This window comes from Paenibacillus sp. EKM211P (assembly GCF_011066175.1).
Classification (GTDB): Bacteria; Bacillota; Bacilli; order Paenibacillales; family Paenibacillaceae; genus Paenibacillus; species Paenibacillus polymyxa.
Map to the genome: position 1 here is coordinate 305,151 of NZ_JAAMNS010000002.1, position 21,540 is coordinate 326,690.

Below are 21,540 nucleotides of genomic sequence, written 5' to 3' on the forward strand. Positions count from 1 at the left end.
CGACATGTAAACCGCTATATCTTCATTTACAATTCTATCAGCTCTTTTACTAATTACTGCATAATCATCGTCTAATGTATCAAGCCAACAAAAGCAAGAATCTCTCCTTTTTTCTTTTCATTGATTTCTACCTCTTGCGTCAATGTACATTCCATATCCATTTGTGAGCTTGGGTCTACAGACAATTAGCTCACAATCAAATGAATCATAATAATATTTATATAATGACCCGCCATTTTTGAGTTTATAACTTTGTTCTGGATGATAGAAGTGATCAGAGATTGTGAGTGAAAATCAATTATTCCAAGTGGAGTATGTATTTGTGGCTGTAAGAGATTGTTTTCTTTAATTAAGACTTGTTCTCCATGAAATAGCTTCATTATTTCCCTCCTCATAGTCTTTCTGATAACGTTCCTGTATGCATGAAACCCAAAGGGGTTGTCTGCTGAAATGCTTCTCCGAATTCCTTCCCGCAGACCCAGGCTCCAACGGAGACGCAGCTTGAATATTATGTTATATGATGTGGATGTCTTCTTTGAATTTCTTACAGTCTATTTTTAGTATTCTCCATTGTATTCAGTAAAACTGGTTTGTTTAAAGAGTCTAATATGATATGGGGTATAAACATACTTTGAATTCGGACTTAAGACTTCAATAAAACTAATTGCTGCATCTATATAGTCATCTGATGAGAAAACATCTTCATCTAGGAATCCACTTAAGAGTGCTGCATCTCCTTTATATTTCAAACAAAGATAGCCATACCCAGGGTCAACTATAACCAAATTTATTATGTCATCTTCTTCTTGTTCTTTGGAGCTATCGAAAAATCTAACTATTATGTCCTTATCTTTGTAATAAATCTCGGTGTCACAGGAGAATTTCTTATGGCTAAACTTCATTGTGCTATCTCTCCCTCTTTTGGATTTTATATCTGTTTTAAAACTAATTCTTGCTTCCCTTTCACATAACGTTCTTGTATCTAGGAATCCGAGAGGCTTAAGGCGCAAAGTGCCGGGGCCAACGGACTTAGGCCTCGCAGGGGTGTGAGTTGATCCCAGCTTCTCTACTTTCCACTTCTAGCGAACCAATGGCAACGCCCGCAGCGTAGATGCGATGTTATATGAGGTCAGTTCTTCTTCAAGTCAACTAATAATTATGCTTCCTTGCTAGTTCCCACTTCATAAATAAATTTATATCACTAATAGCATCTAATATTATTCCTTTATGTTCTATATTATTTTTTAATTCTTTCAAAATGATTGGTTTTACTAGTCTTTTAGCTAACTGTTTTTTAGTTCTTGCTATATGTGCTAACCCCAATACAGAATTCGCTCTTACAATTGGATTATCATGTTGCGCTGATATAAGACATATATCTTGAGCAAACTTCCAATTGTGATGATACATTCCAACTGAAAGTGGTAAATATATAAGTTCTTCTACTTCTTGACGAGTTAAAATATCTTTTATTTCCTGATCTGTGTATTCTTCGATATGCTTGTAAATTCGCTTCATAGTACTTGCTCCTAAATATAATCTTTTTATTCCTAGCTGATTTCACATAACGTTTCGTATATTCACGACGTCCGACGGAGTCGGATGTGTCCGGCTGTTCCAACTCCCCTGCCAATTCTTCTGCCGGACCGAGGGCGAATGCCCGATGCTTGAATATGTTGTTATCCGATTCTGCTGGCTTCTTGAATGTTCTACCACATTCATTAATTCAGGTCGCCAAATATAGAATCAGTGAGAAATGCTAATTTAAGTTCAGCGTCCTCTATTTCGGCCTCAGTCATCCCATTTAATATTGCAAAGACTCTAGTCCCCTCATAAAAAGTCATCATTAACGTTTGACATTTAAATCCATCCACCTCACTGAATTGGTATATAAAAATATCAGGATTGCTCCCTTTTATTTCTGTTTTCCAATGTCTTTGTTCTGACTCTAAGAGAGCGGATGATCTTTTGTTAAATTCTGTTCCATTAGGATCATCCTCGTGATCAAATAATGTTGAGACAACAAAGCAGCTACCCTTAAAAACCTCATTATTTTCGTGGAAATATAAAGCTCGTGTAATAGCCTCGAATGAATGTCTTAACTTAATTGTATCAACAGTAATCCAAAGAACCGGAAATTCTTTGTTCTTCAGTTTTAATATTGCACTTTTATCAACCTTAATTATTTTAGGATTACGCATTCTACTACGGCTAACTTTCGTTGCTGTATGAACGTAAGCAACAAAATTATTACCAACTTTACCGCTTAAAGTGGCCATCAGATATTCATCTAAATTTGACTTATTTGTATTATGTTCATTACAAGAAGGGACAGTTATCAAATTATTTCTAAATGATTTTTTTAATACGTCTTTCACGTCCTTTTCTTCTGGAAAAAGGGATTTAGGTGGGACATGCTCCATTGAAGTAGCTTCCGTACCACACCAATAACATATTGCACTACTCATCTTTATCACTCCATTGCATTTTTATAAGTTTATGTATTTGTAGTGTTTTTTCAGCAGTTTCGGATAACGTTCTTGTATTCACGAACCCTCACTGGCTTAAGGAGCGAACGCGCCGGGTCCGACGGACTTAGCCAGTGCAGGGTTGTCCGGCTGCTTCCACTCCCCCAAAATGTCTCTGCCGGACCGAGGGCCGAATGGCCCGATGCGTGAATATTCTGTTATCTGATGCCAATGCCTTCTTGATTAACTTTCAAATGTTGCTTTGACTCGTTTTGAGTTTTTAAAATACAAAATCCATATTGATCCAAAAATAATTGTAGAGATTAAACTTGGGAGTTCATCTATTTTGTTAATTGTGAGAATGAAGTTTAAAAATCCAAATATTATAGTGATTATTTCAATTTGAATTATTATATTTGGTCCTTTCCTTTTCTTCTTCAATATAAGCACTAGAGAAACAATAATTAAGACTTCAGAAAATAAATATATTCCGACAGAAATAATTCTAGCAAGATTCCAACCAATTGTTCCAACTAACATATAAATATAAAATTCGAAATAAAGACCTATTAAATTACTTATAAGTAGATAAAAAGAATAGATCACAAAGAAAAGCAGCCAGCATTTAATTCCACTCATACTATTCTGAGATAATTGCATTATTGGCTCCTTAATTTTTGTCTTTTATTTGCATTGAGCATTGGTTTCAGATAACGTTCCTGTATTCATGAACCCCGAAGGGGTTGTCTGCTGAAATGCTTCCTGAAATCCTTCTCGCAGACCAAGGCTCCAAAGGAGCCGCTGCTTGAATATTATGTTAGTCGAGGTTATTCTACTTCTTCGCGTATACTTTCAAATTCTTCTTGAATCAATCTCTGACATTCATTCCACTTCTCTATTAATCCATCTGTACTCAAATCCATGTTTTTTAAATAAATGTATAAAACTATCCTTGAAAGTTCACATGACTTAGTCAAAATATCAGTTGCTGAAAAGCTTAAGGGGCCTACAGCTACTGATAATTCATCATTGTCGTCAAACATAAAACCTTTAGATGCAGTTATATTGGAGTGAACATAACTTGAATCAAGTTTATAAACTGCTTCATACCAAAAATCCATACTTACGTCTTTAGCCATATCTGCAATAGAAATTTCAGACCACTGAGCTTTATTCTTATAGTTCCTTTTATTCGCTTCATAATTCTCTTTAATCTTATTACGACGTTGTTCATCTATTTTAGAACCGTTATAATGTTTCTCAATCGTTTCAAGTAACCTATGTTCTGCTATATGTCTATATTCAATAAATCTGTCTAATCTTTTTTCCGGTTCCTTGGATATGTATGCAATAACAATCGCGATTTCGACCATTGTTCTAAGAATAATGCTTGCATCCTCATTAAATCCCGAAACTACTAATAGACGAAATGAAAGCAATGATTTGTGGAACTTCGCTAGAAAATAAAGTGATGTATGTGATAACAAGTTATTTGGCACTTCACCACCTAACAAATACTTATCCAGCTCTAAAACCATTAATTTGTGAGCTTCTAATGATTTTGAGTAGCGCATCTCCATATCACTTACTACTTCTTTGATATACATATATCGTACTCCTTAAGAATAATTTCGACTAACGTTTCCTGTATTCATGAACCCCGAAGGGTTGTCTGCTGAAATGCTTCCCTGAAATCCTTCTAGCAGACCAAGGCTCCGAAAGGAGCCGCTGCTTGAATACTATGTTATATGACGGAATCACTTCTTCGATTAACCAACATTCATTCTTGATTCTAATCAGTCATTGTTCTGTTATATGTTCCAATAAATCTCCTGGCTGACAACCTAAAGCCGCACATAATTTATCAATCACTTCTAATGACACATATTCGTTCGTATTGAGTTTCGCCATTGTAGCAGACGAAATACCTATCATTTTCAATAAATCCTGCTTCTTAATCTCCCTGTCGATCAATAATTTTTGAAAAGGTTTATAACTAATCATCTGATATTCCTTTCACACATCAAGTGAATTTTTCTTTAATTATATGAAAGTATATTTTCTTTATCAAAAACATCTTCAACATGTATTGACTTAATTATTTAATATAGTAAAATTATATTTAACAAGTTGAACTTTTATTCATAAAATCAAATGCATTGGATGGTGTTCAAAATGTATAACTCTTTAGAAGTCTTGCTTGATTCACTGATTCAGACTCGAATTGAATCTTTATATGAAAAACTTATGAAACACAACTCCAGCTACAACCAGTTCTCATCCGAACGGAATCTCTACTTCAAACAGTTACATGAAGGAGTACCGGAGAATATACAGAAGACTCTATTCCTTTACGACGATGCTGAGCTTTCTGTTCAAGCTATATTAAGAACGTGAAATTTATTTGCAAGGTTTTAAGGACGCTCTTCACCTGCATAACGAATTACATATATCTTTAGATTGAGAGCCTTCTGGCTCTTTTTCATTTTGATTCTGTCGTATAACATTCCTGTATTCATGAACCTACCAGGAGGGGTTGTCTGCTGAAATGCCTCTCCGAAATCCATCTCGCAGACCAAGTCTTCATGAGGAGCCGCTGCTTGAACATTATGTTATGTGTAGTTATAACCCATTGATTGATATTCTAATTTACGCCTTCCAACCCATCTCTTTATACAATCTTCTAATCTGTTTTATAAAACTATCATCTTCTCTTCCCTTATTTATAATCTCTACATCTGTGGTCACAGCCCATCTAAAAATTTGTTCAATGCTCCCGTAGCTACGTTTAAATCCTTTGGCCAACTTCAGTATGTTTTCTTTAGTTGGTGCAAATGATAATACTACTCTTAACTCTTCATCTGCCCAAGGTCTCCCCTTATTTTCTGTACTATACGCTTGTTTTTTCTCATATTCAAAAATCAATAATTTCGTTTTGTGGATTATGTTGTTAGTTCTTCAATCCCTTCATTAAGTAATTCAATTAATCTATCCTTATATTCTTTCTTTTTCATAGATTTCTCCTCCATGATCTTTTCAATAATTACACATAACGTTTCTGTATTCACGACCCAGCAATGCTGGGGTGTCCGGCTGCTTCCGCTTCCCCGAAATCCATCTGCCGGACCGAGGGCGTATGCCTGATGTGTGAATATTATGTTATCTGCTGTTCATTAACCCACCTAAATTCCTAACAAAATTTTTGGTAGTATTCTATATAAAATATCAATTTCCACTTCAACTTTAGCTAATGTCTCCCCATTTATTGGATGAACAGGATTCTTAGACTCAGTTAGATTTTCTTTAGAACTAGTTCTTCTATTATCAATGTTAAAAACAAATATTTTTTTATCGTACTTTTGAATTTCTTTTAATACAAAAAAACTTGAGAATAAAAAGTTGTTTGATAAAGTTCTTAGAACTGTTACCCCATCCTAAAAAAACATAATCGCTAGATTCAATTGCCGATTTAATTTCCTTTTTATTGTCCTGAATCAAGTTATTTAGTTTTTTACTGATAAATTCATATTTTCATGTAAGGTAATAGATTTAGGATTATAAAAAGAAAATAAATTCACTATTTTTATAATTTTCATATTTAATTCTTGTTCAATATAAAAATATCAATAATCCTATTAACCGTTTTATCTGAAATCTTCTGAACTGCTCTTGAGGGATTCATCATAATTACCGTTGTCACTTTATCATTCGCTCTTTTTTTAGGTTTAATTGCAATAAAGTTCTAACCCCAATATTTATGTTACTTTTAGTAATAGGTTTAACTTTAATATTATCTATATCAACTTGTTTTTTGTCGTATTCCATCAGACAAAATTACTCCTTCATAGACTTTACTTTATGAATTTCAGATAACGTTCTTATATTGCGACGTCCATTACCCTGAGATAGCTTTTATCATAGGGTAATGGATATGTCCGGCTGCCACTACTTCTCAAAGAATAGCTGCCGGATCAAGGGCCGAATGGCCCGAAGCGCAAATATTTATGTTAGCTGATGTTGCCCCTGCTCGAATCACCTTCAATATATTCTATTAAATACATTTCCTCTAAGTCTTGAGGTGTCAATTTATAAATTAATTGCTTATCATACAGAAAATAAAAAAAGTTCTTTTTTTGATACTTTGACAAAGATATCAGAACCTTCAGTAGCTGTTGTGTTACCCCTCTTACAACTCCGCCAATATCATTTGAAACATCTAAGGCAGTCTTTTTTGATGAAAACAATAGAATTCCATTCTCACCTTCGAAACTATATGTAATATATGTACCTGTAACATTTCCATCATGGTTCTCCATTATTGTCCAAAATGGTTGTCCCACAACTTTTTCATCAGGCAACATAACACTTATATGGGCAGAGGCTACCTTTGCAAGCAACGGTAATTCTCCTAGAGATATTAGTTCAATATTAAATTGTTTTGCAAATAAGGGTGCTCCTTCCTGGAAACCACTCGATGAAACCATGATTCCAACGCAATTATCTAAATCGCTTAGCTTTCCGTAAAACTCCTGAACATTGCCCTTTGTTATAGGTCTTTTATGATTTTTACATTCAATTGCTACTCTATGTTTCACACCAGCAAGTGTAAATTCGTAATAAGCATCAATTTGATGAGTTGATCCAGACTTACCTCTAACCTTTACATCTCGTTCAACTTTAATATCTTTCCCTTCGATATAGAGTAATGATTGGTATACATATTGAACTAATCCTTCAAAAGTCTTTCCATCGTTTTTTATATTCTTTTTGAATTTAAACATCTTAATCTCCTTTTTATTTTTAGTAATTTCAGCTAACGTTCCTGTATTCATGAACCCCAAAGGGGTTGTCTGCTGAAATGCCTCTTCGAAATTCTTCCCGCAGACCCAGGCTCCATCGAGTCGCAGCTTGAATATTATGTTATCTGTTGTGCCACACTTCTTCGATTAAAGTTTCAAAATGTCTTTCATTAACCAGTTATTATAATTTTATATCTTTCGATATGAACCAAACACTTTTATAAACACTTGCTTTGTAAATTAATTCCTTGTCTCTTATAAAATCACTCATACCAAAAATAGGAGAAGCATTTCTAATTACTAATGCTGTTGGACATATACTTTCATATTTCAATACCTTTCTTTCCTTCAGTTTTAGTAACTTATTCAACGTATTAATTAGTTCATTATTCGCTTCAATCTCAAAAGCTTGAATAAAGTCCAGCTTTGTTGTTTCTATATTCGTTTCCCTATATAGCTTATTGAATTCCGACTCAATCCCAATTTCACCATCAATTCCGTTATACAATCTATTGACGTTCTGCCACGAGTTCCATATATTGCACTTGATTACTGTAATATTTTCTACTCCATAATTCTAGCTTATCTTCAATACCAGTAATCATCAATAAATGGGGAAAATGTATAAAATAATAAAACTTCACTGCTATTACTCCAAACTTTACTACTAGACAGAATCAACAATTGAAAGTTTTAAAAGATAATCAACTTTCTTAAAAATCTCATCAAAAGTAATAATCTCAACTGATTTCAATTCATTCCTAAATAACTCGAAACTAACTCTCTCTTCTTGATTTAAGGATTCTATCAAACCTATAATTAATAAACATTTTGGATTATAAAGACTAAAAATTTCACTTGTATTATGCCTTGTAGAATAATAGTCTTTAAGAATTCGATCTTTATAACTTAAGAGTTGGTTAACAGCACCAGATAATTCATTCGATAACGAATAAACATTGCGATATTTACTACCTATTAATTTAGTAATAGGTGTTTTAATCTCAATCAATGTCAAATTATTCGTGTAATCATTTTTGTATACAAAATCTATAATCTGTCCGTTTGTGTTATCTAATCCTTTCCCTCCCATATAAACTTTATCTTTGAATAGAATTAACGGGAGTGAAAAAGCCTGGGATATTACCCAAGAATGTTCTGATAGGAAATTCTGCCAAAACTCTTCGGAAGAATTATCTTGGTTCTCATACCACGTGTTCAAAATTTCGTAAGCTTTTGATAAACCTGACATAGATGCTTCTGCAGTAAAAAGAATGTCCTTTAATGCAGTTATTGTTTCTTCAATGCAACTTTCTATTGTTTCAGACTGTTCAGTATCTATCTTTATTATGCAAGTTCCAGGTTCAAACAATGTCCCATCTTCACCAAATATCCATGAACTTATTTTCTTCTTATCACTCATCTTCAATAACTGAGTATGAAAGTAGTCGGGACTCCATTTCTTATAACTATTTTCATTATTATTATGTAAACTAGAAATATAAATAACCGAAAATGAATTATCTTTTTTCAAAAAAGCAACCCAGTCATTAAAAGGATAGGGCAACAAGCTTAATTTGCTTGTCTCTACTAACTTTACTTCCAATAATTTTATTAATATTAATATTGAATCAGGGAAATGGGATATTTTAGACTTAGCTATATCATGATAATCAATTTTATAATTATCAATTTCCGAATTTGTCATAAATATGGTATTACCAAAATCATCTTTGGTATCAAAGCTTTGAACAGGTAATTTTATATCACTTTCAATTTTCAGATAAGTAATATTATTTTCGTAAATAATTTCGTACACTTGATGATTTCCCCCTCACTCTTTGAGCAATTTCAGCTAACATTTCTGTATTCACGAAACACCCCAGTCTAAGCATCTAAGGCTGGGGTGTTTGTTGTCTGAGCCTTCTTTCATCATTTTAGTCACAATAAATTTCATCGAATTTTTGGTCATGTGAATTCTTCAACCAATATGATTCACTTTTCCCGACCACAACTATATCCCTAAATTTAGCGTCTTCTTTAAACATTGATTCTATTTCAGAGCGTTTCGTAATTGGGAATCAAAACAATCCATATAATGAATTTTATGTAATTATATTACCAATATGTTCTTTGTACTTAGCAACTTGATCCCAATTAGTGCTATAATCACTCTTCCAATCAAATTTAGGAGCAATAATTTTTAAAATTCTATACAATGTATCTTTTCTAAAACCATTACTCTGTCCGTTAGCAATTTAATATACTGCTTTAGCAGTGAACTAGAAATTAACTTAACCTCCTCCCGGTCAATAATATACCTCACCACTTCGCTTACCCGCAGCCCGGATGTATACGTCAGGTACAGAATAGCCTTATGCTTTGGATTTTTCACTGCTTTCAACAGACGCATAACCTCATTCAGGGACAGCACATCTGGCAGTTTACTCTCCTTTTTCGGACGAACATAGGCGGCGGATTTGGGCTGCTTTAGCACATGGCGAAAGTAAAATTTCAGCGCGCTGATCGCTTGGTTAACATAAGCGTGTTTCGAGCAGCGCCAACGCATATTTTTGCACCGTCGCATCATTTATGCTTGCTTCGGTCCCTTGCAATCTTGCAAAAAAACGTTCCGTTTGCGATATGTATGCTTTAATCGTCTTGCTGCTGTCCCCCCTTGTCTCCTTAGTATATCAGCGGTTCAAAAAATTGGAAATCTAATTTTACACAAAAAAAGGGACTTAAGATGGATATTCATCTTAAGTCCCTGATTCTTTCAGAGTGAATTTTTGATCCATTAAGTCCAATTTTCGTCATCATAAAGTGTCTTGCCTTTACTTGTCCAGTTCCTCCGTCACATCACCGAAAAAACAAAAGAATAGCCTGATTATTTTATCAAGAAAATAAGATAAGCCGCTAAAAAGCCCGCGCTGATCGCGGGCTTTGCTGTATATAAGTCAAAATCATGCCTAGTAGACTTGCTACTCAACCTTGAACTGTTTTAATTCGTCTTGAAGCTTATTGGACAATTGGTTTAATTGTTTGGATAGTTCAGCAACTTGTTCGAAGCTCTCCAATTGTTCCTGCGTGCTGGCGCTGACCTCTTCGGTTGAAGCGGAATTCTCTTCTGTGGTGGAAGAGATGATCTCCAGCGCCTGCAAAATCTCATCTTTGTGCTTGTGGACTTTGGAGGTGTTGGTGCTGATCTGGATCATTCGCAATTTCAAATCTTCCAAATCCTTGTTAATGCTAAAGAACACTTGCTTCGTGTCCTCTACCGATCTCGCGTTTTCTTCTGCGATTTTCAGACCATGAACGGTGTGCTCAACCGATACACTGGTTTTTTCTTCGATGACACGGACCTTCTTGTAGATTTCCTGTGTCGCCAGCGCCGTCTGCTCAGCCAGCTTGCGAACCTCTCCGGCAACCACAGCAAACCCTTTGCCCTGTTCTCCTGCACGCGCAGCTTCAATAGAAGCATTGAGCGCCAGCAGGTTGGTTTGTGTGGCAATTTGGTTGACCGTATCCACGATGCCCGAAATCTCATGACGGCTCAGATCAATATCCTGAATAATAGCCGACATCGCTTGTGTGGAATTATGATTTTCTTCCGCCCATTTGGATAGCTGATCTACTACTGTAAGCCCTTGTCCACTTTGTTCGGCCGAGGTTTGCACCATCGTTTCGATGGTTTTGGCATCATTGGCAATTTCGTCAATTTGGCCGGATAAGGCTCCGGTTTTTTGTAAAATATTATCCGTCTCGATGGATTGGTAGTTTGTCGCATTGGCAATTTCATTAATTGCTGTCGCAGTATCGTTCATCGTAATTGCGGTTCTGGAAGAAATGGATTGCAAATCATTTGAAGACTGATTCAAGACTTGAGCTGAGCCGCCCACCATTTGGAGCATGCCTTGAATTTTTTGAACCATATTGTGAACCCCTTGAGAAATTTGCCCGATTTCGTTATGGGAATTCGTATCAAACGGAATGGTCAAATCTCCATTTTCAATCAGTTTGATTTTGGCAAGCAATTTCGGGATTGCTCTTAATAGATAACGGAGCGTTATATAACAGATTACAACCAACAGAATAGTGGCTGCGACAAAACCGCCAATCGTAATCCAGGTAAAGGTTCTTAATTCTGAGAGCGCCTCTTGTTCAGAAATGGTTAAGCCTACGGACCATCCCGTATCTTTACTGGTTGCATACCCAATGTAGCGACGTTCGCCATTATCATTAATGAGCTGTACTCCAGACTCGCCAGCAATCATTTTCTTACCGATCTCGCCAAGATCACCTGTGCTTTCGGTAATCTTTTCTTTCAGCACTTTATTTTGATCAGGGTGATACAAAATATCACCTGTTTTGGATGCAAGAATCGAATAACCTGTGCTTCCAAGCGAATAGCTTTGCATAACGGCAGGGATGTCTTTGAAGGCAATATCGACAGCTGCAAATCCGATTAATTGGTTGCTGCTATCTTTGATCGGATAGAAGATGCCCATGACCACATTCCCTGTATTGACGTCCTTATAGGGTTCTGAGTAGTACAAACCGTCTGCTTCAACAGCTGGCTTGAAGTACGGACGCGAATGGATATCGAAATCCGGCTTGGAAGCAGCACCATCATTTTGTAGAAAGAAGCCTTTACCGTGTATTCCTGCAATCCATGCGTCGGCAAAAGATGGCTCTTCCTTGACAATCGCTGCCAGAGTCGCTTGGGTTGCCTCAGCATGTGGGGAAGTTTTCACCATCTCTGCTGATTCGGTGGTTTCTATATATTGTCTAAATAAAGTGTTGGTTGACATTTGCTTGACTAGCGAGCCCTTTTCCTTAAATAACGCGTCAAATTGACTGACAGTGGCCTGCGTCTTGGTCTGGAGCATGGCCTCTTGCTGCTTGACAAGCATGCTTTGCGTGCTTGCATAGATGAACGTCCCCAAGGTTGCAAAGACGACAACGATAATAACTAACAAGACCATGGCCAATGTGTTGGCGATGCTGGATGATCTGAATACGCGCTTCTTCATATTTTGTGACATGCTGCCATCTCCCCGAGGAATATTGAGCAAAAAGCTCTTAGATAATATGTCGGAAGTTTGCAGCTGTTTGAATAGGTTTTTAGTATACACAATTTAAAGTTTTGCTATCTGATTCCTCATAGATTTCTTCCCAACCTGTTCGGTAACTCTAGCAAAAAATTAGGGCAGCACAAAGAGCCTCCGTCAGACGCAGGCTCTTTACTAAAAGTTATAAACACGCAGGGTTATGCGGACTTAAAGTGTACGAGCAATCAAGTAAGCTCAACCTCTTTATTCTCTATTGTTAACCCAACTGCATCGTTGTAATACATGTATCGTCTTTTTCATATGTAGAGAATTCCGTTTGGGCCGTTTTACCTTCATGATTCACGCTAATGCGGTAGGTTTTGTCTCTTGGCAGCCATAGATCAATAAAACCATTGGGTTGTGATTTCATGGCAGCATTCTCCATGATGATATTCCCTTCGGAGTCGTGAACGGTCACATTGAACGCCCCATTTTTTATTTCGCCTTGGCAACCGGTTAGACTATGAGTTGCACAAGGGTGGGTCTCTTCTACATATGGCGCAATCGAAACAAAAAACTCGTTGTCAGGCAAATCATAATTTATGGTCTGGTTATTGTCCCCTGTGACCATCAACTGACTGGAATTAATGGAAGCGGATTGGGCTGTTGCCTTGCCTGCGCTGAAATCATGCACCAATTGCTTGATATCTGTTGTCCCGAGCTTGTCCGCTCCTTCTTTCTGAAAATTTCCAGTAATCAGATACGTGCCCAATGCCGCAACAACCAACCCTGAAGCGACCAAGATTCCTTTTTTCATCTGGAGTTCATCTCCTTGTCCGTTTTAAATCATTATAAGGGAGAACGCCCCATAACGGATAAAATACGGTACTGAAGTCACCAGATATTCACATCTTTGCTTGTTTATTCAGACATATCTGGGACACAACTCTTTTTAACGGTCCCGTTTCACAATATAATTCATTAAGTGCTTCAAAAAAGAGATATTGCGGGGCACCTCTTTTAATGCTTCCATGGCAAGGCAGTAGTGCTCCCACATCTCTTTACTGGCACCTTCGTAGCCAAGGATGGACACAAAATTTGAATTATTGTTATCTGAATCCTGACCCACAGGTTTTCCAAGTAAGAGCGTATCTCCTTCCACATCAAGCAAATCATCTTTGATCTGGAAAGCAATCCCCATATGATAGGCGAATTTCTGCAAAGCGGCAATCTCTGATTCCTCGGCCTGTGCGAGCATGGCTGGCATAACGAGACAAGCCTCGAACGCCACTCCTGTTTTGTAAAAGCACATCATATTCAGCTGCTCCAAGGTCAAAGCCTTTCCTTTGGAATCCAGATCCATCGCCTGACCCATACACATATCCTCTGCCTTACGGGCCGAGTATTGGATCAAGGCAAGCACAGTCTCAGCGTTGAACTGACTCAGTGATGCTTGCTCCCCGATGGCCTTCTGGATCAGATATAGTCCGGTTAATTCCGCAGTAGCGCTATTGTGCACCTGATGTAATGTCTGACGCCCTCTACGGGTAGACGCGTTATCCTGGGAAGGCAAATCATCAAAAATCAGGGAGGCTGTATGCATATATTCCAATGATCGCAGAAGAGGTACGATTGCCGAAGCGTCTAAACCATATTCATTTACGCCCATGACCCAAGTCAAAATAGGACGTATCCTTTTCCCATCCCCCTCAAGACTATAATTGGCAGCATCAATAAGCTGTTCTTTCATGGCCTCGATCCCAGAAGGCTTGGTTATTTTCAATTGGTTGTTAATCTGGTCCCGGACGGTTTTGACCGTATTCATAAAGTCTTCCTTTTCCCTCGAATCGTTTTTCAAATGGGTAATCATCTGGTCACGAAGCAGCTTATCGAAGAAATCTACATCCTCCGCTTTGCCCACCATCTTCTGAATGAGACGATTGAATTCCGGATTTCCAGATGCAAAAATTTCCATTATTTCATTGTACTTTTCTGCACCTACCCGTTCTTTATAACGTTTGAGTCCATTTATTGCACGGTCCAGTATCACCTCGCGAGCCGTGGCATCGGAATGATACACGTTATGGATCAAATTAGAAATGACCGCCCAGTATAGTTCGAAGGGATTGATCAAATCCGATCTTTGCTGATGATATTTTAGATAATAGGTATAGGGTGTTACTGCACCGTCTCTCATATCGTCAGCCATATCCGCAAAATCATCAGCAAGCTGGTTGTAGATACCGTAATAGAATGTTCGTTGCTCAAACCCTTCATCCTCAGGAGCACTTATCACGGAACGGACAATCAAGCGGGAAGAAGCAGATTTTAAAATCACGGGTATATAAAGTTCTTCATTGGTGTAATTGGCTTTCGCTAGATCCTTATCCCGATCGATATCTTGAGAATGAAAGAAAACGTAGGACTGCTCGAAAAAGGTTTGCTGTGTGTCTGACCGCTGATGTGCCTTAATATACTCAAAAGCATCCGAGAGCTCCGAATGGATATAGCGAATAAACTTCATATGCTCGCCAGTCCAGTCGCCCAGCTCTGGCACAGATCCGGTAAGAAGCGCGGTACGTATCATATGGGAGTATTGTTCTTTCTCTTGAACGGTCAACAGCTGAGAATCGAGAAGATCATCAATAAAAGGGTAGGTCAGCCCATAGGAATACCCAAGCCTAATCGCTTCATCCAGTCTGCGCGAACGCTCAACAGGTGGCACGGCTTCGTCCATTTCTTCCATCACATGCAGAATAACCCCAATGATGATTTTAATCAGTTTGCGCTGAGCGTGCTCTGCATCCATTTCCTCAGGAATATGAGAAGATACAGAGTTAAGCTTGTTGATTAGCCAAATTACAGTGGCTTCGATCCCTTCCTTTTGAGACCACCGATACACCCCGGCTATATTCATAAATTCCGGTTGATTTCTTCTGTTAGCACGGGTAGGGTGAAGCAAATATCTTTTCACGTCAGCAATAACGCGCTGAATCCGGGTCTGTGTGTGTGCAGAATCTAGAGCCTTGCCTAGATCCCTCATGTAAATATAAGAGACACTCCGCTTCAGATATTCATCTAACTTCCCCGTGTAACTCAGCCATTGAATATATCTGTCATAATCCCGAGTATCCGGCTTTCTCTTATTCCGCGAAATGAAGGATAACCATGAAGAAGGACGGATATGATTCCTTTTCCATATATGGATATCTTCTGTAAGAGAAGTCACATAAGTCTTATCCTTGACCTGATTATAGAGTGATGCAAAATACTGGAGCGCCTTCTGCTCAGCCAGCTGGTATCCTGTATCGGCTCGAAATTTTTCATTCATATGATGCATTACCTCAACTTCTCATTTTGTTTAAACATGGTTGCATTTCTCCCTAAGGGAACGAATTTGGATCATGTTTTTATCTTTATACGGAAAAAAATCTGTGAAGTTACGAATAGATTATATCCTTCTATATATATGCTACAATTTCAGAGTAGAACAAAAATAATGATAGGGAGGCATAACGTTGAGTATTAGTCTAGTTAAAGGACAGAAGGTAGACCTAACCAAAAATAATCCACACTTATCCGTGCTGAAAGTAGGGCTTGGATGGGACCCTATGAGGGGTAGAAGCATGGATATTGATGCGTCAGCGCTGCTTCTTAATGAGAACGGCAAGCTAACCCAGACGAAAAATCTAGTATATTTCGGAAACAAAAATAGCCCTTGCGGGGCCGTCGTACATAGTGGTGACAACTTGACAGGACATGGTGCCGGTGATGATGAAGTCATTACTGTATCCCTTCAACAACTACCACCTGAAGTGCATAGAGTCGTATTTATTGTGAATATATTCCGTTTTTTCAGCTTTGGTAGACGTAAGGATTTCAGTATGGTGAACAATGCTTATATTCGAGTATTGGATGCGTCGCAAGATGAAGAGATTCTCCGATACAATTTGACAGAGGACTATAAAGGGATGTGTAGCATCCGTGTAGGTGAAGTATACCGCTATGGAGGGGAGTGGAAATTTGGTGCTATTGGGGAAGGCAGCACCATTACCTCCCTGAATGATCTTGTCAAAACGTATGAATAAGTATTTTTGGTGTTAAGGAAAAACCCACGTCTGACGTGGGTTTTTATACTATCTCTTCAACAGCCACCTGGTACAGCATAGAACCTTCACGGAGCAGCAGACGGTCTTTTCTAAAATCCCGTTCGTGCGGCTGAAGGAACTTTTGATCGTCATTTAAAAAGCGAATGTGTTGTCCTTTGCTCAAGCTGCCTGGCTTCACATTCTTTTTCAGGACATATTGTCCATTCTTGCCATACCCGCCGTCGAACAAAAAGTGATACCCATCTGTAGCCACCCCGGAGCAGCCGGAAATCCTCGGATTCATAAACGTAATATTCGTACGGTCGCTACCGGAAATATGCCCTAATGAAAAGTCTGAATAGTAGTAAAACCAGATTTCCTGTTCGCTAACCACGTTCAAAGCATAGCAATCATGAATGTCTGCCGCTTGGTTCTCATATATTTTGTGTCCCTCTTTATTCCAGGCGACAAGGCCGGAGGACCCCACAGGCTCATTCCAACCATAATTCCCGAATATACCTTCATCAAAATAACTGGTCCAGATCGTACCTTCTTTTGTAACCTGAACACTCTGGATACCGTCTCCAAGCAGTAGTTCATTCACAGTACGACCTTCATAATCAATAATTTTACCATTTAGATCGTATTGATCAGGTCCGTAATAATGGCATCGTGCTCCGACGAGTAACAAATAATCTTGTAGAGGCTGTACATAATGATAGTTGAACTGCTGCCCCTCCAAACACACCTCTTGAATGTGATCATCTATAATGAGTATCTTGTAAATACGTCTCTCTTTAAGAGAGGAAGGCGGGAACATCCCCCGTACTCGTTCTGGGACTTTATCAATGAGCAAAATATACACGCGTCCATCAGGACCAAATTGGGTCGAAACGATCTCAAACCCTTCTATATTATTGGAAATATCGACAAATGAATGAAGCTGTTTATCTAGATGTGACAATGTAGTTCCTCCTCTGAGAGATCAGTAAAGTGAAGTTTTATTTGTATTGGATTTCATTTTGTCATAACGACAAGTAACTGAGGAGGGTGGAAGTATGGCGATATGGGTAGTAATCCCAAGAGATGAGTCATCGGCAAAATATAGCGAACCAAAAAAGCTGGGCTCTGCTTCATAAGAAAAGCAACCCAGCTTGATCTTTATAGATGTTCCCCTTAGAGTGTCTGGCCCTTGTCGGCCTTCTGCCATAAAGCCTCAGTCAGCTCATCAATCGTCTCTTTCATTGCCAGCTTCTCGCGCCAGTGATCCGGGATACTGCTTAGCCCGTAATAAGCCCCTGCAATCTGGCCGTACACTGCTCCGGTCGTATCTGCGTCATCTCCCAGATTTACGGCCAGCAGTGCCCCTTCTTCAAATGAAGCCGAATGGTGAAATGCCCACAGCGCAGCCTCAAGGGAACGAACAACATAACCGCTTCCTTGGATTTCAGGCGGCTCCTTATGCTTGTAAGATCCCTGAATGATTTCTTCAATGGCTGCCGAATAAGCTGACTGTTCCTGCCGCCGCCACTTATAGCAGACGTCGGGTGATAACATGGATTCTTTGTCCGCTCCCCGCAGACCTGCCACAAGGATTGAAGCAAGCACGGCACAGGCCTCCACACTTTCGACTGCTCCATGGGTGGTGCGCGAGCTCAGCTCGGCGTACATTACAGCTTCTTCCGGGCGGTTCGCATAGGCCATGGCGACAGGTGCAAGCCTCATAATCGAACCATTACCAGCAGTCATGGGGTCAACGGACCCGCTATACGCCTCTCCAGTGGCCTCGAAGCGATGCAGTGCTGCTCTCGTCGCACCACCGATATCAAAGCACGTTCCCGTACTGCTCATATATCCCAGGTGATACCAATTGGTGTAACGGCGCATTTGGTCTGCTGGATCAAAGCTATCTTTTCGCACCATGCTCTCGGCCAAACAGAGCGCCATAGACGTATCGTCTGTCCACTGCCCTGCCTTCAACCCAAATACACCACCGCCTACAATATCCGTTACAGGTTCGAATGTGCCTGGACTGCTAAATTCTACTGTGGTTCCCAAAGCATCACCTACGGCTAGTCCAGCGAGACATCCATAAAAACAATCCTTGATCAGTGCCATTTTGATGTACACTCCTTTGTAATTGTTATAACTAATGCATATATTTCCATATCACTAGGAAGGAAGAATATCCGGTACGCCATTTATTCGTCGTAGCTCAAGGCTGTACAACCGCTATCTGGATTTAATTCAATGAAAATTCCTGCCTCTTGATGGTAAATGAGTAGAAATCGCTCCGTATCTTCATATTCACGCACACCGCTTGAAAGCCGCCATACCTGAAGCGGAACTCCTTTTCCCCACAAGAATAATCGGTCGCCGGAAACAGACATATCCGCTTGGGGATATGGGTAAATCCCGTATTCATCAGGCTTACAATTTAGAGGGGGGATGGCAGAAAGCACACGTCGGTACCCAGGCTGAGTCATATCGAATAGGACAACCGCCGGTTCCACTCCTTCCTCTCCCCAATCTTCCTCCTCCAGTAAATCGGCATCCATCTGTCCCCATACCGCCAATGTATCAGGTCCTGTCCAGCATATTGGCCCATCCCAATCTATGGTTTGCCAAAGATGGCGAACTGACGGACCATTTTCCGATTCCCATGGGTTCAGCAGCCAATCGGATAGCGACCAAGTTCGAACCACCCCCAAGGGAGCCCATACCCATCCCGTATCCGCAATCCACTTTCCCTCTGGAGAAGCCAGCAGCCTCCCATGAAAATAATCTAGATAATGCTCATCTTTGCTTTCGTTGTTATAAACAGGGCTAGGTCTTGCTGTCAAAAGCCTCCCGGTTTCTACATCCGTCAGATCCAGCCGATTCCATTCCGTCCCATGAACAAGAATACATGCACCATCTCGATGAGCAAATGCCAGAGGGAACATACTTTTATCGGAGTGGTAGTCGTCCCGTGATAATTGCATTTTTTCTTGTGCATGGACTAAATCATACACTGCTGCATGCCTACCAAAACGATTGGAGATCGCTACGTACTTGCCGTTGGGACTGGTCACCATTTGGACAGGTTGCATGGGATTAAAATCAGGGATACAAATACGTGTACATAATTCTGCGTTACCAGAATACAGCTCTAGCCTCCACAGTTCTGCTTGTGTGTTTAGTGCTAGCAGGGTTATGCTGCCCTGAGAGCCACCTTTTACAGGATGAATGGCCGTAAGGCGTCCGATAGACGATGGTAAATCAGGTAAAGAAACGTGAGAGAACGGCATTATTTAACCCCTTTTACTCTGGATAAATCATAAGGTATACCCGCATTTGCGAAGATAGTATTATCGACAAAAAATCCGAGTTCAAGCAATGCAGTCAATACTTTCATAAAAACTCCCGGTTTTTTCTTGCAGAATAATTTAAAATATGTAATTTCGCTAGGATTACTTTTGAGAACAAAATAGGAGTAATTCATCAAGATCATATTGGAGATGAGCTGCTCTGTTGGAGATTGATGCTCATTGATACAGTCGATCAGCACCTCTAATGCCCTATTTTTATTAGAGTTATAGGCTTGTATAAATATCGTTGCTTCTGCAAACGACTTGTTGAAATCATCATACGGAAAATCATATACATCATGACTGCCCAAGATGAAGTTGACCAACTGGCCTTGCAAATTTTTTATTTTTCTCAGCGTTGCTCGGGTATCCATATCCATCATATTTTTGTTAATATGCTCATGCAAAATATCAATTAGAATGTGCAAATCATACTGCTGTCCGTCTTCCATACTGTACAGTATCTTATTATTTTCAATCGTTAGACGATCATAAATGTCATCTCCTAAACCCAATTCAAATAAGAGAAGGTGAAGAAAAAATAGCCTATCCTGAGTAAGTGAGAATTCATTCCCTCTCTCTGCTAGATGTGAAACTTGATATTGATAATAAACACAACATAAGTTTTTTCTGCAATAAGCAACATCTTTATGTATATCAAACATGTTAAAAATAAGCGCAAGCAATCGAATCAGACGTTCAGCATCCGTTACGCTTAGAATGGGATGATCCATTTTTGTAAATAGCGACCTGTCAAATAAATCATGCCATCGCACTAAAGAAATATGATCCTGCTCATTTATATTCAGAGTTAATATTCTTAAATTTTGCTCTTGATCAGGATAGGAATAAAATAGATCTTCATGATTCAAATCAAAAATACGCTCATTAAAATAGGCTCTTAATTTGTAATCGTATATTTTAGAAAATGACATTTCTCTCCTCCTTGCACCTTATTTTCGAACTCCTATATTGTAAAATTAATCAGGATCAACTGGCAAGGCGGCATAAATACAGAAACATATGTTCTTCTTTTCTATATTATGATATCTTTATACTAGAAATGAAACGTTATGTCAGAGACCATAGCCTACGATTAGAAAGGAATACACACCTATGAAACAGTTAAATGAAGCGCTTACCCGGTTTGTACACCAGCAAAACTTGTATAATGAAGCCTACGGGCTGTTCCAAGACCACGATATCCAGCCCCGTTCAGAGAGTATAACAGATTGCTGGGACAGTCGGATTCCTCTATCTCCTGAGCTTGCGTACATGTATAGCCACTATGAAATGATCGATGCCAAGCCAGCGGGAACACACAAATTAAAAAACGCGGCAGTTGAAGTTGGGGATGCCGCAGTTCTCTTTTTTGTCGCACCAGAACATTTATATCGCCAACAGCTGGGGTATCGCTTCGTTACGTCTGGTGAGCTTGTCCAAGAGTCTTCTTCGTGGCCCTCCCATCATGTTGTAATTGCCACGTTTAATGACGATCCACTCATTGTCGATACTAGCGCACCCGATTCTCCTGTATATGCTGCAATTGAAGGTGGCGCAGCGCAGCAGGTTGCCGACTCTTTAGCTAACTTCTTTACGGCTCTTTCCATCCTGATTGAAGGTGCCTGTACCTTTAAGGGAGAATTGGTAGATGAAGATACATACGAAACCAAAGCAGCATATATCGAGCACGTAAAACCATTGCTGCATCACTTACTGGGCGAGAACCAAACCACGTATTTGCTGAAATACCTATCCTTCTGTTAGAAATCCTATTTGTTAAA

General features: G+C 39.1%; 23 protein-coding genes and 1 pseudogene. 3 read left to right on the plus strand and 21 right to left on the minus strand.

Going from position 1 to position 21,540, the window contains the following annotated elements:
* Window positions 1–185: 185 nt before the first annotated feature.
* From G9G57_RS04420 to G9G57_RS04450, 7 genes are all read right to left on the minus strand, one after another.
* Window positions 186–380 (minus strand): hypothetical protein, encoded by a 195-nt coding sequence (locus G9G57_RS04420; RefSeq protein WP_164964535.1) that lies wholly within the window; start codon window positions 378–380, stop codon window positions 186–188.
* A 177-nt stretch (window positions 381–557) separates the two neighbouring features.
* Window positions 558–902 carry a hypothetical protein gene (locus G9G57_RS04425; RefSeq protein WP_164964536.1) on the minus strand — a complete coding sequence of 115 codons (345 nt, stop codon included), beginning with the start codon at window positions 900–902 and terminating at the stop codon, window positions 558–560.
* Window positions 903–1,149: 247 nt separating this feature from the next.
* Window positions 1,150–1,518 (minus strand): hypothetical protein, encoded by a 369-nt coding sequence (locus tag G9G57_RS04430; RefSeq protein ID WP_164964537.1) that lies wholly within the window; start codon window positions 1,516–1,518, stop codon window positions 1,150–1,152.
* Window positions 1,519–1,721: 203 nt separating this feature from the next.
* Window positions 1,722–2,468 (minus strand): hypothetical protein, encoded by a 747-nt coding sequence (locus G9G57_RS04435; RefSeq protein WP_164964538.1) that lies wholly within the window; start codon window positions 2,466–2,468, stop codon window positions 1,722–1,724.
* Window positions 2,469–2,711: 243 nt separating this feature from the next.
* Complete coding sequence (locus G9G57_RS04440; RefSeq protein WP_164964539.1) at window positions 2,712–3,128, minus strand: DUF2569 family protein; 417 nt, start codon at window positions 3,126–3,128, stop codon at window positions 2,712–2,714.
* A 167-nt stretch (window positions 3,129–3,295) separates the two neighbouring features.
* A complete protein-coding gene (locus G9G57_RS04445) occupies window positions 3,296–4,075 on the minus strand; it encodes a DUF5677 domain-containing protein (RefSeq protein ID WP_045244331.1) in 780 nt (259 codons plus the stop codon).
* A gap of 193 nt (window positions 4,076–4,268) precedes the next feature.
* Window positions 4,269–4,472 (minus strand): helix-turn-helix domain-containing protein, encoded by a 204-nt coding sequence (locus G9G57_RS04450; protein ID WP_164964540.1) that lies wholly within the window; start codon window positions 4,470–4,472, stop codon window positions 4,269–4,271.
* Between the two features lie 171 nt (window positions 4,473–4,643).
* Between G9G57_RS04450 and G9G57_RS25745 the strand changes: the two are divergent.
* Window positions 4,644–4,932: pseudogene (locus G9G57_RS25745) on the plus strand (hypothetical protein).
* A gap of 185 nt (window positions 4,933–5,117) precedes the next feature.
* Here G9G57_RS25745 and G9G57_RS04455 read toward each other — a convergent pair.
* The 10 genes from G9G57_RS04455 to G9G57_RS04495 form a co-directional block, all read right to left on the minus strand.
* Complete coding sequence (locus tag G9G57_RS04455) at window positions 5,118–5,393, minus strand: hypothetical protein (protein ID WP_164964541.1); 276 nt, start codon at window positions 5,391–5,393, stop codon at window positions 5,118–5,120.
* Between the two features lie 673 nt (window positions 5,394–6,066).
* Window positions 6,067–6,153 carry a hypothetical protein gene (locus tag G9G57_RS26350; protein ID WP_390911771.1) on the minus strand — a complete coding sequence of 29 codons (87 nt, stop codon included), beginning with the start codon at window positions 6,151–6,153 and terminating at the stop codon, window positions 6,067–6,069.
* A gap of 11 nt (window positions 6,154–6,164) precedes the next feature.
* Complete coding sequence (locus G9G57_RS26165) at window positions 6,165–6,293, minus strand: hypothetical protein (RefSeq protein ID WP_260846321.1); 129 nt, start codon at window positions 6,291–6,293, stop codon at window positions 6,165–6,167.
* A 182-nt stretch (window positions 6,294–6,475) separates the two neighbouring features.
* Window positions 6,476–7,300, minus strand: coding sequence for a restriction endonuclease (locus G9G57_RS04465; RefSeq protein WP_052679213.1), 825 nt, complete (start codon window positions 7,298–7,300; stop codon window positions 6,476–6,478).
* Between the two features lie 148 nt (window positions 7,301–7,448).
* Complete coding sequence (locus G9G57_RS04470) at window positions 7,449–7,775, minus strand: hypothetical protein (protein WP_052679212.1); 327 nt, start codon at window positions 7,773–7,775, stop codon at window positions 7,449–7,451.
* 159 nt (window positions 7,776–7,934) lie between these two features.
* Window positions 7,935–9,086: a Shedu immune nuclease family protein gene (locus tag G9G57_RS04475; RefSeq protein WP_052679211.1), complete on the minus strand. Its 1,152-nt coding sequence runs from the start codon at window positions 9,084–9,086 to the stop codon at window positions 7,935–7,937.
* Between the two features lie 384 nt (window positions 9,087–9,470).
* Window positions 9,471–9,836, minus strand: coding sequence for a hypothetical protein (locus G9G57_RS25750; protein ID WP_238799245.1), 366 nt, complete (start codon window positions 9,834–9,836; stop codon window positions 9,471–9,473).
* Between the two features lie 412 nt (window positions 9,837–10,248).
* Window positions 10,249–12,312 carry a methyl-accepting chemotaxis protein gene (locus G9G57_RS04485; RefSeq protein WP_164964542.1) on the minus strand — a complete coding sequence of 688 codons (2,064 nt, stop codon included), beginning with the start codon at window positions 12,310–12,312 and terminating at the stop codon, window positions 10,249–10,251.
* Window positions 12,313–12,595: 283 nt separating this feature from the next.
* On the minus strand, window positions 12,596–13,135 hold the full coding sequence (locus G9G57_RS04490) for a CueP family metal-binding protein (RefSeq protein WP_164964543.1): 540 nt from the start codon (window positions 13,133–13,135) through the stop codon (window positions 12,596–12,598).
* Window positions 13,136–13,270: 135 nt separating this feature from the next.
* Window positions 13,271–15,658, minus strand: a complete 2,388-nt coding sequence (locus G9G57_RS04495; protein ID WP_164964544.1) for a polyprenyl synthetase family protein — start codon at window positions 15,656–15,658, stop codon at window positions 13,271–13,273.
* Window positions 15,659–15,836: 178 nt separating this feature from the next.
* On the opposite strand from G9G57_RS04495, the gene G9G57_RS04500 reads away from it, so the two are divergent.
* Window positions 15,837–16,406, plus strand: coding sequence for a TerD family protein (locus tag G9G57_RS04500; protein ID WP_123797459.1), 570 nt, complete (start codon window positions 15,837–15,839; stop codon window positions 16,404–16,406).
* A gap of 43 nt (window positions 16,407–16,449) precedes the next feature.
* Here the strand turns inward: G9G57_RS04500 and G9G57_RS04505 are convergent, their stop codons facing one another.
* From G9G57_RS04505 to G9G57_RS04520, 4 genes are all read right to left on the minus strand, one after another.
* Window positions 16,450–17,370, minus strand: a complete 921-nt coding sequence (locus tag G9G57_RS04505; protein WP_126665884.1) for a hypothetical protein — start codon at window positions 17,368–17,370, stop codon at window positions 16,450–16,452.
* Between the two features lie 212 nt (window positions 17,371–17,582).
* Window positions 17,583–18,524, minus strand: coding sequence for an ADP-ribosylglycohydrolase family protein (locus tag G9G57_RS04510; RefSeq protein ID WP_164964545.1), 942 nt, complete (start codon window positions 18,522–18,524; stop codon window positions 17,583–17,585).
* 83 nt (window positions 18,525–18,607) lie between these two features.
* Entirely contained in the window at window positions 18,608–19,696 is a 1,089-nt protein-coding gene (locus G9G57_RS04515; protein WP_126665886.1) for a hypothetical protein, read from the minus strand.
* Entirely contained in the window at window positions 19,696–20,691 is a 996-nt protein-coding gene (locus tag G9G57_RS04520) for a hypothetical protein (RefSeq protein ID WP_126665887.1), read from the minus strand. The genes G9G57_RS04515 and G9G57_RS04520 overlap by 1 nt, the downstream gene beginning before the upstream one ends.
* Before the next feature lie 181 nt (window positions 20,692–20,872).
* On the opposite strand from G9G57_RS04520, the gene G9G57_RS04525 reads away from it, so the two are divergent.
* Entirely contained in the window at window positions 20,873–21,523 is a 651-nt protein-coding gene (locus tag G9G57_RS04525; RefSeq protein ID WP_126665888.1) for a hypothetical protein, read from the plus strand.
* The last annotated feature ends 17 nt before the right edge of the window (window positions 21,524–21,540 follow it).